Below are 15,535 nucleotides of genomic sequence, written 5' to 3'. Positions count from 1 at the left end.
TCCCCAACGACGACGCTTCACCCGGACTGGGGGAAGACGTCGAGAATGCCCTGAAACATTAAGAAGGTGGAGGGGACGGTTCAATCCCCGCCCGCCTGGCGAGCGGGCGAGGAAGCCCCCTCGGCCGCCCGTACCTGTCCACACACGGCTCAGGGCTGCCGGGCGCGACAGGCACGGTCCAATTCATTCATAAGCCTGGGCTCCAGGGCGCGCGTCGTCCGGGGGGACAGTGTCCGGAAGTGTCGGCACCGCTCCTCGGGGTCCTTCTCCTGGCGGAAGTAGCGGCTCATGACGTCCGCCGCCTCGTCCACCCGGCCCTGCTTGAGGTGGAGGCGCTGCAGCGCGAGGTAGGGCTCCGCGGGCACGGGGTTCTCCTGGATCTGGCGCTCCAGTTCCAGGATGGCGGCCGCGTCCCGGCCCTGGCGCTCCAGCTCCATCGCGCCCTCCATGCGGGGCGTGCCGGTGCAGGCGGCCCGGATGCCACGCAGTTGCTGGGCGAAGCGGGCGCCGATGCGCTCGTAGGGGTCGAGGTCCACGGACTTGAAGATCTGACAGCGCTCGGAGCGGGGCTCGTTGGCGGTGGCGTCCCAGACGGCGTCGTACACCTGGGAGGCCTCGCGCACGCGCCCGGCCGCGGCGAGCCGGTCGGCGAACTGGATGTCGTCCAGGGCGTCCTCGCGGCCCTCGTAGGGGCGGACCGAGAGGTGCGTGCGGTACTCGCGCACGGCCGCGTCCACCTGTCCCTGGGTGAGCAGCAGCCCGGCCAGGTCCTTGTGGGCCTCGGGGTGCTTCGGGGCGAGCTCCAGGGTGCGGCGCAGCAGCCGGAGGCGGGTGTCCGGGTCGCGCGTGAGGACGCTGAGCCCGTAGTAGGGCCGGGCATCCGGGACGCCCAGGTCCACCAGTTGCTGGTAGAGCTCGAGCGAGCGCTGGCGGAGGCGGTCACGCTCGGGAGAGCCCTCGCGCTGGCGGAAGGCCTGGTTCCAGACGGCCTCCGCGAGCGCGAGCCGCGCGTCGAGCTGGCGCGGGTCCTCGCGCACGACGGCCTCGAGCTGGCGCACGGCCTGGTCGCACGAGGTGTCGTCGAAGTCCTCGGCCTGGCAGCCCCGCTCGTAGAGCCGCAGCGCCTCCCGGGCGGCCGCGGAGGGGGGAGCGGGCTCGTAGCGCGCGGCGGGCGCGACGGCGGAGGGCCGTGCCGGAGCGGGCGCGGGAGGGGCAGGCCGCTGGGCCCACGCCGCGGAGGACAGGAGCACACAACAGGCGAGGAGACGGAAGCGGGGGGAAGCCATGGGCATGTTTCCTTTCCGGGCCTCAGCGCTGGACATGGACGTGGTCGGCGGCCGGGCTGTCGCACGCGAGGAAGAGGGTGGCGCCGCGCTCGGTGAAGGAGTCGCGCTCGCCGACGACGGCGTCTCCGGCGGCCTCGACGATGCACATCAACTGCTGCGGCGTCTTGCCGGGGATGGGCATGCGGCGCGGGTCGATGTCCAGCGCGCTGCCGCGGGTGTGGCGGCTGTTGATGGTGGCGGAGCCGGCGGCGCGGTTGCGCTGCGGGTTGCGGAAGGCGCTGCTGACGAAGTCCTCCAGCTTCACCTTCGTCTCGCGGTTGTTGGCGCGTGTGTCGGCGATGCCATTGGGCCCGGCGAGGATGGAGCCGGCGCACCGTCCGCCCACGAGGGGGCCCGAGCAGACATCATCCCCCTGGGGATCCGTGTCCCCGAGCGCGCCCACGGTGAGGATGGGTGCACCGGGCGACACCACCACCGTCTTCGGCGTCAGGCCGCGCGTGCCCACCGGTTTCTCCTGCACGTCGTTGTGGAGGAGCGCCTGGAACCGCTCCTCCATCTGGTCCAACAGGCGCGAGAGCCCACCGGCCTCGGACTCGGCGATGACGGTGTAGTTGCCGGTGTTGAGGCTGGGGCGGCCCGGAATGGAGATGTGGTCGCGGCCCGGCTGGAAGCGCGTGCCGAAGTCCAGGTACTCCTGCCGCAGCACGTCGTCCTCCTCCTGGCGGAGGAAGGTGGTGGGGGGCAGGCGGACCTCGAGCCGCTCCCCGTCCTCCATGGACAGCGAGGCCACCAGCTCGTACTCCAGCGGCGGGTTGGGCTCACGGTTGCCCCGGGTGCCCACGCGCGAGCTGGCCTTGAAGACGGCCTCGGCCCCCTCCTTCGAGGCCGGCGTGGCGGGCCCGGTGTGGGCCCCCACCGGCTGGAGGCTCCACTGGATGCGCGGCTCCAACTCCTCCGCGTTGCGCACCCGGCCGCGCGCGGTGATGGGCTCGCCCGTGACGAAGGAGGTGCGCGAGGCCTCCGCGCCCTCGCCGCCCACGGAGACGTCGAGCACCTCCAGGACGATCTCCTCGTCCTCGCGCCGCATGGAGTCCTGGCCCAGGGGCTCGGGCGCTCCGGCGCCTCCCGTGCCTTCCTCGCCGGGATGCTTGGAGCACGTACAACCCGCCAGCACCATCGCCACGCAGGCGAGCCACGCCCGCCAGTCCGTCCGGGTTCCGCTCACGGTTCTCTCCTCCCCCGCCACCGTAGAGAGCGCCCCGCGCGCGTCTCCATCGCCCTCCGGGCACGGGTGTCACGCAACTGACGCGCGCGGCGGCGGATGTGAGGCAGGCAGCCGAGCAATGCCCCGCAGGGTAGGCCGAGGAATTACATCGCCGGGCAGAAGGCACGGCGTTAAAAGCGCGGCGCCGTGTCCTCCGCCACCTCTTCGATTCCCGCCGCGGCGCTGCCCGCGGAGTCCACCCCCGCGGACCCCCACCGCGGGATGCTGCTGTTCTGCCTCTTCGCGCTCTACGTCGTCTGGGGCTCGACGTACCTGGCCATCCGCTGGGCGTTGCAGGGGGGCTTCCCGCCCTTCCTCATGGCGGGCCTGCGCTTCCTGCTGGCGGGCCTCATCCTCTACACGGTGCTGCGGGTGCGCGGGTACGCCAACCCCTCGGCGCGCGAGTGGGGAGCGGGGGCGCTCATCGGCACGCTGCTGCTGGTGATGGGCAACGGCAGCGTGGTGTTCGCGCAGCAGTACGTGCCCTCGGGCGTGGCGGCGCTCGTGGTGGGCAGCGTGCCCTTGTGGGCGGCGCTCTTCGGTGGACTGTTCGGCCAGTGGCCGGGACGCGCCGAGCGTTGGGGCCTGGCCATCGGCTTCTGCGGCCTCATCCTGCTCAACCTCGGCAGCGACATGAGCGGCAACGCGTGGGCGGCCTTCGCGCTGCTGCTGGGCCCCATCACGTGGGCGTTCGGCTCCATCTGGTCGCGCAAGCTGCCCATGGCCCAGGGGCTCATGTCCACCGCCACGCAGATGCTCACGGGTGGCGCCCTCTTCCTGCTCATCAGCTTCCTGCTCGGCGAGCGCCTCACCGCCGTGCCCGAGCCGCGTGCCCTCAGCGCCTTCTTCTACCTGGTGTTCTTCGGCTCGCTGGTGGCCTTCAGCGCCTATGGCTACCTGTTGCGCAACGCGCGGCCGGCGCTCGCCACCAGCTATGCCTACGTCAACCCGATGGTGGCGGTGCTGCTGGGCACCTTCCTCGCGGGCGAGTCGCTGAGCACCTGGGGGATGCTCGCCATGGGCGCCATCCTCGGCTCGGTGGTGCTGCTCACCCGCGCGAAGCGCTGAAAACCCCGCCCAGACGGGCCCGGCGTCAAGCCCGAGTGTCGTCACTTTGACGTGACACCCCCGCGCACTGACTCGGGCGAGGGCGGAGTGTCACGCCCCGCGCACGTGGCTCTTTCCTCTGGAGGGGCTCGTTCCTAGTGTCCGCGGCGCACTGGGAGTACCACCCGGCGGAAAAAGGACAGCGCCCCCTATGACGAACAAGACGGCGAAGGACGTGCTCTCGTACGCGAAGGAGCACGGCACGCAGATGGTGAGCCTGCGCTTCATCGACTTCATTGGCCGCTGGCGCCACTTCGCGGTGCCGATGCACGAGCTGACCGAGGGCATCTTCGAGGAGGGCCTGGGCTTCGACGGCTCGTCCATCAAGGGTTGGTTGGAGATCCACAACTCGGACATGCTGGTGATGCCGGACCCGAACACGGCGGTGATGGATCCCTTCACGCAGACGCCCACGCTGGTGCTGCTGTGCAACGTGAGCGATCCCATCACGAAGGAGCAGTACATGAGGGATCCGCGCAACATCGCGGCGCGCGCGGAGAAGTACCTCAGGAGCACGGGCCTGGCGGACACGGCGTACTTCGGGCCGGAGGCCGAGTTCTTCATCTTCGACGGGGTGCGCTACAGCACGGAGCCGCACCACATGTTCTTCGAGGTGGACTCCATCGAGGGCGCGTGGAACACGGGGCGCGAGGAGCCGGGCGGCAACCTGGGTTACAAGCCGGGCTTCAAGGACGGCTACAACGCGGTGATGCCCACGGACGCGCACAACGACATCCGTGACGAGATGTGCCGGATTCTGGGTGAGGTGGGAATCACGGTGGAGCGCCAGCACCACGAGGTGGCGACGGCGGGCCAGTCGGAGATCGACTTCCGCTTCGACACGCTGGTGAAGACGGCGGACAACCTGATGTGGTTCAAGTACGTGCTGAAGAACGTGGCGGCGCGGCACGGCAAGACGGTGACGTTCATGCCCAAGCCCCTGTACGGGGACAATGGGAGCGGCATGCACACGCACCAATCGTTGTGGAAGGGAGGCAAGCCGCTGTTCGCGGGCGAGGGCTACGCGGGCATGAGCGAGATGGCGCTGCACTACATGGGCGGCATCCTGAAGCACGCGAGGGCGCTGGCGGCCATCTGCAACCCGACGAACAACTCGTACAAGCGGTTGGTGCCTGGGTACGAGGCGCCGGTGAACCTGGCGTACTCGAGCCGCAACCGGAGCGCGTCCATCCGGATTCCGATGTTCAGCGCGAGCCCGAAGGCGAAGCGGCTGGAGTTCCGCTCGCCGGATCCGAGCTGCAACCCGTACCTGGCGTTCGCGGCGCAGCTGATGGCGGGGCTGGACGGAATCGAGAACAAGATCGATCCGGGCGAGCCGCTGGACAAGGACATCTACGGGCTGTCGCCGGAGGAGCTCAAGGACGTGCCGAAGATGCCGGGCTCGCTGGAGGAGGCGCTGGACTGCCTGAAGAAGGACCACAAGTTCCTGCTGAAGGGGGACGTGTTCAGCGAGGACTCGCTCACGAGCTGGATCGAGCAGAAGCAGAAGGAGGTGGACGCCATCCGCCTGCGTCCGCACCCGATGGAGTACCAGCTCTACTTCGACATCTGAGCCGGTATCCACCCGAGCCCCTTGCTCCCCACGGAGCCCACTTCCCCTCTCCCCCCGGGAGAGGGACGGGGTGAGGGTATCGGGCATCCCTGATTCCACACGGGGCGCGTCCCGGGGACAACCTGGGGGACGCCCCGTGACCATTCAGTGTCCGTGCACGCAAGCCCTCTCCACGCATCGCGCCCTGGAGTCCCTCCATGACCTTCCCTCGCATGTCCATCGTGGCACGGCTGCTCGGCGGCCTGCTGCTGTGCCTGGTCTCCGGGGCCCACGCGGCCGGGAAGGCGACACCACCTGCCGCCAGCACGGCCTCCCCGGCCCCACGACTCCACAACGAGGACATCACCCTCATCTACACCTTCATGCTCTTCCACCCCACGCCGCCGAAAGGGGACGTGGTGGCCGAGGCGCGCGAGCTGCTGACGTCGCAGTACGAGGAACTCGCCGGAGCGAGGAAGCCCGAGGCACCGCGGCCCGCGGTGGAGTTCAAGACAGTGCCCTCGGAGGGGCTCATCCCCACCGACGATGCGGTTCTGGACGTCTGGGGCCAGAGGCTGAATGCGGAGGAGCGCAAGCGCCTGCTCGGAGCGAGGCACGCCACGGCGCTGACCTTCCACGTGCCGTTCGCCCGGCGGAACGAGGCGCTCCTGGCGGCCACACGCTTCGCCCACCAGCTCGCCGTCGAGCATGAGGGCATCCTGTGGGACATATCGACGCGCGACTACTACTCGCCCCTGTGCTGGAAGAAGGAGCGGCTGGACCGCTGGAGCGGCGGGGTACCCGCCGTGCCGGCGCACATCACCGTCGACGTGCACGGCGAGGGCGAGAGCCGGCGCGTCACCACGAGCGGGATGGTGAAGCTCGGCCTGCCGGACCTGGTCGTGGAGCAGGTGCCGAGTTCGATGCTCAAGGACATGGGGATGCTCGTTGGCGTTGTCGCGCAGCTCCTGGCCGAGGGCCTCGAGCTGTCCAAGGACGGGACCCTGAACGTGGACCTGGCGCGCTTGAAGGACGCCAGGGTGAAGTGCCTGCTCGAGGAGATGATGGCGGAGGGGGCGCGCCGCAACATGAACATGAAGCTGCGGGCCCTCGAGGCCAGGCACGGCAAGGCAGGCCCCCAGAAACACCTGCTGGAGATTGTCTTCCCGGGCAGCGGCACGGCGCACGAGCGGCACCAGGCGGCGCTCGACACACTCTTTGGCAAGAGGCCCGTCTCCCTCATGGGCGTCAAACCGGAAGACCCCGAGCTGGCGGAGGTAGCGCGCAAGGCCCGCCTGCGGCTCGACGAGCTGAAGCCCCGCGTGGAGAAAGGGCTTCAGCCTCCCGAGAGGCTGGAGGTCAGGGCGAGCTTCCGCACCGATGACGGCGGCTCCGAGCAGCTGTGGTTCGAGGTCACCGGGTGGGAGAATGACAAACTGCGCGGCAGGCTGGTCAACTTGCCGTTCAAGGCGAGGACGGTGAACGTCCCGCTGCAGGACGTGAGCGACTACCTGTATAAGCGCCCCAACGGCACCCACGAGGGCGGGCAGAGCAGCCGCATCCTCATGCGCCGCAAAGAGGGATGTTGAGCCCCACGACGAAAACCGCGCCGCTCACCACGCCGGATGGCCGTTACATCGTGGTGGACGGGCAGCTCTGGAGGCGCTCGAACCCGACGCTCGGACAGAAACAGCGAGCGCTGTTGGTGGAAGCGCTGATGCACGCGAGGCGGGACGTGGGCCTGGCACTCCGGGCACATGACGCGGAGGCGGAGCGGAAAGCCCGAGCGCGGGTGCACCTGGCGAAGGTGGCACTCGGGGAGAGGGGGCCGCCGTGGTGGACGGACGGCAGCCCGGACTTCAACCGCCGCCGCGTGGAGAACACGCCCTACGCCGCGTGGTTCCGGGCTCAGCGAGGCCGCTGAAGGCGCTCAACCATGACTGAGACGTGGCGCTTACGGCGTAGAGCAGGTGCGGTTGATGAGCGTGCCCGATAGGGTCTGCCAGAACGTCACGCGGTAGTACCTGTACGGCACCCTCATCGCCGAGTTGCTATCGCCGTAGCAGGTCGTGATGTAGACCGTCTGTCCCCAGGCCCCCGTGTTCCACCGGTAGAGCGAGCCATCGACGTAGATCCGCGTGTCCGCGCCCGGGAAGAGCGAGAGCAGCGAACCGTCCCAGTACGAAGCCCGCGAGTAGGGATTCCAGCACTGAAGGCGATACTTATTCTCGCCACTGCAGAAGAAGTACTCCGTGCTCTCGGCCGGACCGAAGCCGAGCAGATCCTGCACCACCTTGCCGTCCACGAAGGTCACTTTGCGCGCTGAGCCCTGGGTGGCCGCGTCGTAGTTCTTGATGTCCTGGATGGTATTGAACGGACCGCTCCCCTGCAGCGTGGAGATTTCGCCCGCTCCCTCAGCGCGCTGCGCCGACTGCTCGGCCTCGGCCGCTGCTTCATCGGCCTCGGTCCCCGCCAGGGCGGAACTCGCCAGCAAGGAGGCCAGGGAAATGCCAGCGATAATCGTTGCTCTCATCGAATGGCTTCCTTTCAAGAGCCGCTGTCAGTCACTCTGGGGTGAATGAGAGAACAGGCTGGCGGAGGTTCCAGCCCCACGTCTGCGGCTGCACGTATATCTGTATCGGCCGGCCAGATGAGACAAGGTGTTCTTCACCACCAGTGGCTCACACCCAACACCTAGGGTATTCGCCAATGCTCTCGAGAGCAGCCCTCCGTAAGATAGACGACCTCGACCAGTTCGACACCATGGCGAGGTCGAACGCCATGGGCTTCATCGACAATCACCGCGGCCACGAAATGCGCGAAGCCTTGAAAGTGCTCCACCGCGTATGCGTCGATGGAAAACGAGGCATCTCCATACATGACGATTCCCGCCTGTTTGGCCTCCGAAAGGGTCATGTGACTGATGTTTTTCTTTATTCTTTGGAGATCGGGAAAACCGCCTTGGACTCCGGCGCCTGGCAACCGGCTCACCCCCGCTGCTTGCGGCGACGCGACATGATGCGGCTCAGGGCCTCCTCGGTGATGCCGAGATAGGCCGCCACGTCGCGCTGGGGGACGCGGCCCTTCAGGTGCGGGTGCTCCTCCCAGAACCGCACCAGGCGCTCCTCCGCGGTCAGGTCGAGGAACTCCTGCTCGCGGCGCTCCTTGAGGAGGAAGTGGTACTCCGCCACCCGCCGCGCCAGCCGCTCCCAGCACACGTGGCCCCGCTCGAGCTCCTCGAGGTCTCTCGTCCGGAACACCAGCACGCGGCTCGGCTCGAGCGCTTCGATCGCCGTCATCGAGGGCCGCCGTTGCAGCATCTCCGCGTAGGCGCCAATCAGCTCGCCCTCCGCGCGGAACGCCTTGATGGACTCGGCGCCGCTCGCCGACACGCGCACGGCCCGGAAGACGCCCTGGAGGACCAGCGCGAAACGGTCCGACGGCGCTCCGGGCTGGAGGAAGAGCTCGCGTCTGGCCAGCACCTGCTCCGACGCCAGCGCCTCGGCCTTCTCCCACTCCTCCGCGGGGAGGGAGACCTGCGCCGCGAGGCGCTCGAAGAGCTTCGGGAATCTCATGGGGGAGTCCCTCGGGTTGACCCAGGTCAAGGCGGCGACCGGCCCGGATGCCATACACCAGCACGAATGACCTTGAACATCTACGCCGTGGCCACGCCCTTCGTCATCGTCCTGGCCCTCGCGGAGTTCGCGTACTGCGTGGCGAGGCGCAACGGCTACTATAGCTTCCAGGACTCCATCGCGAGCATGGGGACGGCGGTGATGAACCAGTGCGTCAACGTGGCGGTGGCGCTGCTGGTGCTTCCCCTCTTCACGCGGCTCGGTCAGTTCGCTCCGTGGCGGCTCGATGTCTCGTCGCCGCTGTCGCTGGTGGCCCTCTTCCTCGGGGTGGATTTCCTCTTCTACTGGTTCCACCGCTTCGGCCACCGCACCAACATCGGCTGGGCGGCGCACTCGCCCCACCACTCCACGGAGGAGCTCAACTACGCGGTGGCCCTGCGCGCGAGCGTGACGCAGCGGCTCTTCTCGTTCCTCTTCTACTGGCCGCTGGTGCTGGTGGGCTTCCCACCCGAGGCGGTGCTGGCGATGGTGGCCTTCCACCTGGTGCTGCAGTTCATCCCGCACACCCGCGTCATCCCCAAGATGCCCCGGTGGGTGGAGTCCTGGCTGAATACGCCCTCGCACCACCGCGTGCACCACGCGCGCAATGACGCCTACATCGACAAGAACTACGCGGGCTTCCTCATCATCTGGGACCGGATGTTCGGCACCTACGCCGAGGAGGTCGAGCCCTGTTCCTACGGCCTCACCACCCCGGCGAACACGTGGGACCCCACGGCCATCAACTTCCAGGCCTGGGCCCGGCTCATCGGCGACGCGCTCGCGACGAAGAGCACGTGGGACCGCTTGCGCATCTGGGTGATGCCCACGGGCTGGCGGCCGGCGGACCTTCCCCCGCGCTCGCTGGGTTACTGGAAGCAGGACGGCGTGGAGGTGAAGTACTCCTCGACGGAGCTGCCCGGCATCCGGCGCTACCTCGTCTTCCAGTTGTTCGCGTCCATGCCCTTCATGCTGCTGGTGAGCCACCATGCCTCACCGCTGTCGGGCTGGAGCAAGCTGGTGCTGAGCCTGCTGCTCTGGGGCATGGCGACCGCCTGGAGCGGGATGCTGGAGTCCAAACGCTGGAGCCTTCCGCTGGAGCTGGCGCGGGTGCTCGTCATGGGCGTGGCGGTGACGGTGTGGCTGATGCGGGCCGGCGCGCCCCAGGCGTGGAGCGCCCTCTCCGCGGCCTGGCTCGCCCTCTCGCTCACCTGGCTGGTGGTGGGAGTCCTGGGGCCGCTCCGGCCCCACGTAGCGGCGAGGCCTGACGGGGGCTGAAGCCACCTCAGGTCTGGGCTTGCCCAGGTCGAGCGGCCGGAACAAAGTCCTTTCAGGGGTGGGTGAGTCCGCCTTCCGGGCGCGCTCTTCACGAACTTGTCCAGTTGTTGGACAAGTCTGGCGAGACCGTGCCCGGAGGGGTCCCTCCTGCTTTCGAGCTGAGAACAGACCCCTGAACGGACTGACTTCGGCTGGCATAGAACGGCATGCGGTCCTTCGCGCCTCCGAGCAGTTCGAACGCGGCGTCCCATGTCTGGGAATCGGATTCAGCGCGCGGCGGCAGGCGGTAGTGCGCGGGCCGACCGTCCTCGTCCGGGGCCCTCGGGTCAGCGCCTGCGGCGAGCAGCCGCTTGCTCATGGGGAGATCCAGTCGGCGTGCCGCATGCCCGAGAGCGGTATACCCGGACAGCCCGCCCCAGTCGTTGATGGTCTGGGCGGCCCCCGCGTACAGGAGCAGAGCAGCCATGGAAAGACTGCCCACCTCCGCGCATGCCCGCAGCGGCATGATGCCTTCGCTGCTGCGAACATTGGGGTCGGCCCCCGCCCTCACGAGCACTTCGAGGGCCACCACTTCTTGCTCGCAGATGGCTACCCATAAGGGGGTCAGGTCGCGTTTGACGTCCCAGGCGTTGACGACAGTAACTCTGCCCCCCCCCACCTGCGGTGAGGCCCCTGGCCTCACGCAGTCAGCCCACCGCCCGTGACGAGGACGCTGTCCAGGGGCGCGTAGCGACTCGCGAAAGCGAGCCTGACCTGGACAGCACCGCGGGCTCGGGGCATGCCAGGGAGGGCGCTTCGCACCGAACCAGCGGGGTCAACGTTAGTGGCGCGAGGGGGTTCGTTTCTGCTGTCGCTCTACAGGGGGCAGGCGCCACTTATGAGGTATGTCCACAAAACCGGCTCGAGCCCAGCCTCCGATGGCCCCGCCTCGGTGAGCCCTTTCGGTCTGGAGGGTCCGTGCCTCGTTCTCTCCACGGTAGATTACCGCTCATGGGATCCAGGAGGGTAGACGTGAGGCGCTGGCTCGGGTGGATGGCGGTCATCATGCTCTGCTGCACGGCGGGTGCGGCGGCAGGGCAGGCGTCGGCGGATGCGCGGCTGCAGGAGGCGCAGACCGCCTTTGACGAGGCGACGAAGCTCAAGGACGCAGGCAGTTACTCCGAGGCCCTGGCCCAGGCCGAGCAGGCGCTCACGCTCAGGGAGGCCGTGCTCGGAGGTACCCATCCCGAGGTCGCCAATTGCCTGCACCTGCTCGGGGACATTCATCGGCGGCGAGGGGACCTGGCGCGGGCGGAACCCCTGCTTCAACGCGCGCTGACCCTCCGGGAGGCGGCGCTCGGCAAGGACCACCTCTCTGTCGCCTCCTCGGTCAACAACCTCGCCATCCTTTACTCCGCGCAGGGGTTGTACGAGCGGGCCGCCCCCCTCTTCGAGCGCGCGCTCGCCATCAATGAAGCCGCCCCCGGCGACAACCATGCCCGCATCGCCGCCTCGCTCAACAACCTCGCCAACCACTACGAGAGCATGGGATTGGCCGGCCAGGCCGAGCCGCTCCTGCGGCGCGCGCTTGCCCTCTATGAAGCCACTCCCGGCACCCCTCCATTCCTCGTCGCCTACCCACTCAACAACCTCGCCAAACTCTACTTGAGCCAGGGGGCGTACGGTCAGGCCGAGTCCCTCTTCCAGCGCGCGCTCGCCGTCAACGAAGCGGCCTCCGGCCCCAACCACCCCGATGTCGCCATCTCGCTCTCCAACCTCGCCGTCCTCTACGCGGAACAGGAGTTGTACGACGACCGGACCCAATCCCTGTACCAGCGCTCGCTGGCCATCCGCGAAGCGGCTCTCGGCCCCGACCACCCCGACGTCGCCTACTCGCTGAACAACCTCGCCTCGTTCTACAAGAAACAGGGGCTGTACAGCCGGGCCAGACCCTTGTACCAGCGCGCGCTGGCCATCCGAGAAGCAGCCCTCGGACCTCAACACCTCGACGTCGCCGTCTCGCTCAACAGCCTCGCGGCCCTCTACATGGAGCAGGGGCAGTACAGCCGGGCCGAGCCCCTCCTCCATCGCACACTCGCCATCAGTGATGCGGCTCCTGACAAGTACAACCTCAACACCCAGTTCGCCGTTCTCAACCTCGCCATCCTCCGGGTGGCCCAGCGGCGCCTCGACGACGCCCTGCCGCTGTTCACGCGCGCCTTCGCCGTGATGGAGCAGCGCCTGCGCCGGGAGGCACTCGGCTTCTCCGAGTCGCGCCTGGTCAGCTTCCTTCAACATCTGCGCGTGATCGAGCAGTTGTTCTACGCCCTCCTGCGCGAGCATCCCAAGGATGCCCGGGTGCGGAGACTGGCCCTCGGCGCCGTGCTTCTGCTCAAGGGCCGCTCCGTCGAGGAGACAGCCAACATCTCCCGCACCCTCCACCGGAGTCTGGGGACCGAGGAGCGCGGCACCCTCGAGCGGCTGCGCGGCCTGCGCACCCAGCTGGCCACCCTCTCGCACGCGGGCCCCGGTTCGCTCGCCCCGGCGGACTACCAACAGCGCCTCCAGACGCTGATCGCCGAGGGCGATGCCCTCGAAGCGGACCTGGCCCGGCGCTCCGCCCCCCTCCGCGCGCTCACCGCACTGCCCTCCACCGCCGAGATCGTCGACAGGGTCGCCGCCTCGCTTCCCCAGGACAGCGCCCTCGTCGAGTTCATCGCCTACAAGGACAGCCCCGTCGCCTCCAAACCCGGGAAGACCCCCAGCCAGCTGCGCTACCTGGCGCTGGTGCTCTTCCCCGATGGCTCCACCCAGGCCCTGGACCTGGGGCCCGCGGCGGCCATCGACGCGGCCGCCACGCGTCTGCGCGATGAGCTCGCACGCCGCGACGCTCGATTCCTGCCCTCGGCCCAGGCCCTCCATCGGCTCGCCTTCCAGCCCTTGCGGCCCCTGCTGGGCACCACCCGCCGCATCTTCCTGTCTCCCGACGGACAGTTGGGCCTGGTCCCCTTCGCCGCGCTCCACGACGGCCGCCGCTTCCTCCTCGACTCCTTCGACTTCACCTATCTCACCTCCGGCAAGGAGCTCCTGCCCCGCCCTCAGGAGCTCCCCCCCGCGACCTCCGTCTTCGTCCTCGCCGACCCGGACTTCAATGCCTCACGGCGAACGGCGCCCACCGCCTCCGCCGTCCCCCCCGAGCTCGCCGAGCGCTCCGCCGCGCTCGAGCGCTTCTTCTCCACGCGGAGCGCGGACCTCGCCACCACCCCCTGGCTCCCCCTGCCGGGGACTCGCAAAGAGGCCGAGAGCATTCAGCGCCTCCTTCCCCAGGCCCAGCTCTTCCTGGGCCCCGAGGCCACCAAGGAGAGGCTGTTGCAACTGGCCACGCCCGGTATCCTGCACCTGGCCACCCACGGCTTCTTCCTCGAGGACGCCCCCGTCCCCAAGAACTCCCGAGCCGTGAGCCACTTCGGTGCGTTGGGGGACAACGCCTTCGTACCGCGCCCCCCCGACCCCCTGCTGCGCTCGGGGCTGATCCTCTCCAGCGCACGCGCCCCGGCGCCTGACGTCTCCCCGCCGCCCGACGCCGCGCTCGTCACCGCGCTCGAGCTGGCGGGGCTCAACCTCTGGGGCACCCAGCTCGTCATCCTCTCCGCCTGCGACACGGGCCGGGGCGACGTCAAACTGGGCCAGGGGGTCTACGGCCTGCGCCGCGCCCTCGTGGTGGCGGGAGCCGAAACGGTGGTCATGAGCCTCTGGAAGGTGAACGACGAGACGACCCAAGCCCTGATGGAGCGCTACTACCGCAACCTGCTCGAGGGGCAGGGCCGGGCCACGGCCCTGCGAGAGGCGATGCGCTCCTTGCGTCTGAGCGAGGTCCATCCCCACTACTGGGCCCCCTTCATCGCCGTGGGCAGCGACGCCCCGCTGCGCGCCATTGCCCCTCCCTCACCGTGAACACCGGAGAGCTCAGTGTCCGCCGGTGTTCGAGCTCCAGAGCACGAGGCCATCGTCGCCAAAGAGACGGATGGTGAGGTTTCCATCATTCTGGAGGATCAGATAGGCGTAGGAGCCCGCCCACCCGTAGGTGTCGCTCGACCAGAGGTGATAGCCGACCGTCGGGGTGGTCGTCGTATAGAGGACGAAGTTGCCATCGTGCTGCATCCAGGCCGACTTGCCCTGCGTGTTCCAGGTCCCCGTCGACCACAGGGGCCCGTACCCGTGAAAGTAGAGGACCAGGTTTCCGTCGCCCTGCATGCCGAGCCCGAAACGGCCATCCTTCGACGAGATGCTCTGCCCGACGGAGAGGCTCTTGTCCGTCAGCAGGACGTTGTTGGGATAGAGCGAGCGGATGCCCTGGATATCGTCAGCGGCCAGGTTGCGGCGCACGCCGGTGTAATACGCGTACATCACCGCGGAGGTGTCGGCGGAGTGACCGAGCCCGAGCGCATGGCCAAACTCATGCACCGCCACCGAGAAGAGGTCGGTGCCGGAGCTGCCGTCGCTCCAGGTCTCCGCTTCATCGAAGTGAACGTGACCACCGTAGGGCGGAGAGAATGCGTGGGCCAGGACACCGCCAGGGCCGTCGAAATCGTTTCCGGTGCCGCCGTCGCCGTGATTGCCCGAGTAGAAGTTGATCACGATATCGCCACCGCCGGCGCTGACCTCTTGGAGCCTCAGCCCCGCGACCGCCGACCAGCGGGCGAACGCCCCGTCCAGGGCGGACCGCACGGTGCTCGCGGGCATATCCGGCGTGAGGCTCGCGTAGCTGTAGCGGATGTAGTTCCGATTGCGCCACGGAGAGCCGAAGGTGGTGAAGCCCTGCGCCGGGTCTCCACCGGCCCGGACGTTGTCGGGGAACCCACAGCGGGGCTGCTGCATGAGGTGCCGCGTCCGCTCGTTCAGCACGCCGTCCTGGGGCAGCCCATGCGCACGCTGGAAGAGCACGAGCGCGCGCTCCAGCACCGCGTCGAAGACCTGAGGATCCGCGGGCTCCTCCGCGACCACCGGCCGCCAGCCGGAATACTTGCCGAGCTCGGGATTGGGGAAGTAACCGTAGGCCTTCAGGTATTCGTAGAGCTTGAGCACCTCGGGACCCCGGGCGCCACGCTTCAAGCCCTCTTCCGCCAGGGCACTGGCTTGGGCTTGCACGAGAGGGGCCGCGACGTCCTGGGCACCGTCCTGTCCACCACCGCACGCGGGAGTGAACGCAATCCCCGCCAGCAACAGCGAGGCGGTGATTCTCCGGCTGGACGAAGGAGCCGGGCGGTTGCTGCCCATGCGCGAGTTGGATTCCATGTGGTTGCACCTTTCTTGAGGAGTCAGGGAACCTGAAGGGTTTCGTGGACTCATCTCGAAATGCATGAGCCAACGAGGTCGAAAATGATGCGGAGAAATCGCATCACGCCTCGACAGGAGCGCGTGTCCTGGATGAAGACGGCTCCTGCCCCACGCGGTT

13 protein-coding genes are annotated in these 15,535 nt (G+C 68.5%); 6 read left to right on the top strand and 7 right to left on the bottom strand.

What is annotated here, in order from left to right; genetic code table 11:
- Positions 1-149: 149 nt before the first annotated feature.
- Both Q664_RS47405 and Q664_RS47400 read right to left on the bottom strand, forming a co-directional pair.
- Complete coding sequence (locus Q664_RS47405) at positions 150-1,286, bottom strand: tetratricopeptide repeat protein (protein ID WP_043412817.1); 1,137 nt, start codon at positions 1,284-1,286, stop codon at positions 150-152.
- A 22-nt stretch (positions 1,287-1,308) separates the two neighbouring features.
- Positions 1,309-2,511 (bottom strand): hypothetical protein, encoded by a 1,203-nt coding sequence (locus Q664_RS47400; protein ID WP_152622776.1) that lies wholly within the window; start codon positions 2,509-2,511, stop codon positions 1,309-1,311.
- 186 nt (positions 2,512-2,697) lie between these two features.
- Here Q664_RS47400 and yedA point away from each other — a divergent pair, with 186 nt between their 5' ends.
- From yedA to Q664_RS47380, 4 genes are all read left to right on the top strand, one after another.
- Complete coding sequence (yedA, locus tag Q664_RS47395; protein ID WP_043412812.1) at positions 2,698-3,618, top strand: drug/metabolite exporter YedA; 921 nt, start codon at positions 2,698-2,700, stop codon at positions 3,616-3,618.
- A 190-nt stretch (positions 3,619-3,808) separates the two neighbouring features.
- Positions 3,809-5,230, top strand: coding sequence for a type I glutamate--ammonia ligase (glnA, locus tag Q664_RS47390; protein ID WP_043412810.1), 1,422 nt, complete (start codon positions 3,809-3,811; stop codon positions 5,228-5,230).
- A gap of 197 nt (positions 5,231-5,427) precedes the next feature.
- Positions 5,428-6,798, top strand: a complete 1,371-nt coding sequence (locus Q664_RS47385) for a hypothetical protein (protein ID WP_043412798.1) — start codon at positions 5,428-5,430, stop codon at positions 6,796-6,798.
- Positions 6,792-7,133 carry a M14 family metallopeptidase gene (locus Q664_RS47380; protein WP_043412795.1) on the top strand — a complete coding sequence of 114 codons (342 nt, stop codon included), beginning with the start codon at positions 6,792-6,794 and terminating at the stop codon, positions 7,131-7,133. The genes Q664_RS47385 and Q664_RS47380 overlap by 7 nt, the downstream gene beginning before the upstream one ends.
- A gap of 30 nt (positions 7,134-7,163) precedes the next feature.
- Here the strand turns inward: Q664_RS47380 and Q664_RS47375 are convergent, their stop codons facing one another.
- The 3 genes from Q664_RS47375 to Q664_RS47370 all read right to left on the bottom strand — a co-directional run bounded on the left by Q664_RS47375 (position 7,164) and on the right by Q664_RS47370 (position 8,784).
- Entirely contained in the window at positions 7,164-7,742 is a 579-nt protein-coding gene (locus tag Q664_RS47375) for a hypothetical protein (protein WP_152622775.1), read from the bottom strand.
- Positions 7,743-7,903: 161 nt separating this feature from the next.
- Positions 7,904-8,125, bottom strand: a complete 222-nt coding sequence (locus tag Q664_RS58630; RefSeq protein ID WP_152622774.1) for a hypothetical protein — start codon at positions 8,123-8,125, stop codon at positions 7,904-7,906.
- Between the two features lie 71 nt (positions 8,126-8,196).
- Positions 8,197-8,784, bottom strand: coding sequence for a Crp/Fnr family transcriptional regulator (locus tag Q664_RS47370; RefSeq protein WP_043412793.1), 588 nt, complete (start codon positions 8,782-8,784; stop codon positions 8,197-8,199).
- A 66-nt stretch (positions 8,785-8,850) separates the two neighbouring features.
- Here Q664_RS47370 and Q664_RS47365 point away from each other — a divergent pair, with 66 nt between their 5' ends.
- Positions 8,851-10,101, top strand: a complete 1,251-nt coding sequence (locus tag Q664_RS47365; RefSeq protein ID WP_052519593.1) for a sterol desaturase family protein — start codon at positions 8,851-8,853, stop codon at positions 10,099-10,101.
- Positions 10,102-10,189: 88 nt separating this feature from the next.
- Here the strand turns inward: Q664_RS47365 and Q664_RS47360 are convergent, their stop codons facing one another.
- Positions 10,190-10,759 carry an ankyrin repeat domain-containing protein gene (locus Q664_RS47360; protein WP_043412792.1) on the bottom strand — a complete coding sequence of 190 codons (570 nt, stop codon included), beginning with the start codon at positions 10,757-10,759 and terminating at the stop codon, positions 10,190-10,192.
- A gap of 353 nt (positions 10,760-11,112) precedes the next feature.
- Here Q664_RS47360 and Q664_RS47355 point away from each other — a divergent pair, with 353 nt between their 5' ends.
- Positions 11,113-14,034 (top strand): CHAT domain-containing tetratricopeptide repeat protein, encoded by a 2,922-nt coding sequence (locus tag Q664_RS47355; RefSeq protein WP_063934892.1) that lies wholly within the window; start codon positions 11,113-11,115, stop codon positions 14,032-14,034.
- 12 nt (positions 14,035-14,046) lie between these two features.
- Here the strand turns inward: Q664_RS47355 and Q664_RS53730 are convergent, their stop codons facing one another.
- Complete coding sequence (locus Q664_RS53730) at positions 14,047-15,375, bottom strand: matrixin family metalloprotease (protein ID WP_052519592.1); 1,329 nt, start codon at positions 15,373-15,375, stop codon at positions 14,047-14,049.
- Positions 15,376-15,535: the final 160 nt, after the last annotated feature.

Origin of the sequence: Archangium violaceum Cb vi76, from assembly GCF_000733295.1 — a bacterium.
Lineage (GTDB): Bacteria > Myxococcota > Myxococcia > Myxococcales > Myxococcaceae > Archangium > Archangium violaceum.
Note: the sequence above shows the minus strand (reverse complement) of the source record. Positions and strands in the feature narration are given on the sequence as shown.

What these genes read in the sequence shown, in the direction of transcription:
- Q664_RS47405 (WP_043412817.1), bottom strand. Translation starts at nt 1,286, where the DNA reads ATGGCTTCCCCCCGCTTCCGTCTCCTCGCCTGTTGTGTGCTCCTGTCC.
- glnA (WP_043412810.1), top strand. Translation starts at nt 3,809, where the DNA reads ATGACGAACAAGACGGCGAAGGACGTGCTCTCGTACGCGAAGGAGCAC.
- Q664_RS47385 (WP_043412798.1), top strand. Translation starts at nt 5,428, where the DNA reads ATGACCTTCCCTCGCATGTCCATCGTGGCACGGCTGCTCGGCGGCCTG.
- Q664_RS47380 (WP_043412795.1), top strand. Translation starts at nt 6,792, where the DNA reads ATGTTGAGCCCCACGACGAAAACCGCGCCGCTCACCACGCCGGATGGC.
- Q664_RS47375 (WP_152622775.1), bottom strand. Translation starts at nt 7,742, where the DNA reads ATGAGAGCAACGATTATCGCTGGCATTTCCCTGGCCTCCTTGCTGGCG.
- Q664_RS58630 (WP_152622774.1), bottom strand. Translation starts at nt 8,125, where the DNA reads ATGACCCTTTCGGAGGCCAAACAGGCGGGAATCGTCATGTATGGAGAT.
- Q664_RS47370 (WP_043412793.1), bottom strand. Translation starts at nt 8,784, where the DNA reads ATGAGATTCCCGAAGCTCTTCGAGCGCCTCGCGGCGCAGGTCTCCCTC.
- Q664_RS47365 (WP_052519593.1), top strand. Translation starts at nt 8,851, where the DNA reads ATGACCTTGAACATCTACGCCGTGGCCACGCCCTTCGTCATCGTCCTG.
- Q664_RS53730 (WP_052519592.1), bottom strand. Translation starts at nt 15,375, where the DNA reads ATGGAATCCAACTCGCGCATGGGCAGCAACCGCCCGGCTCCTTCGTCC.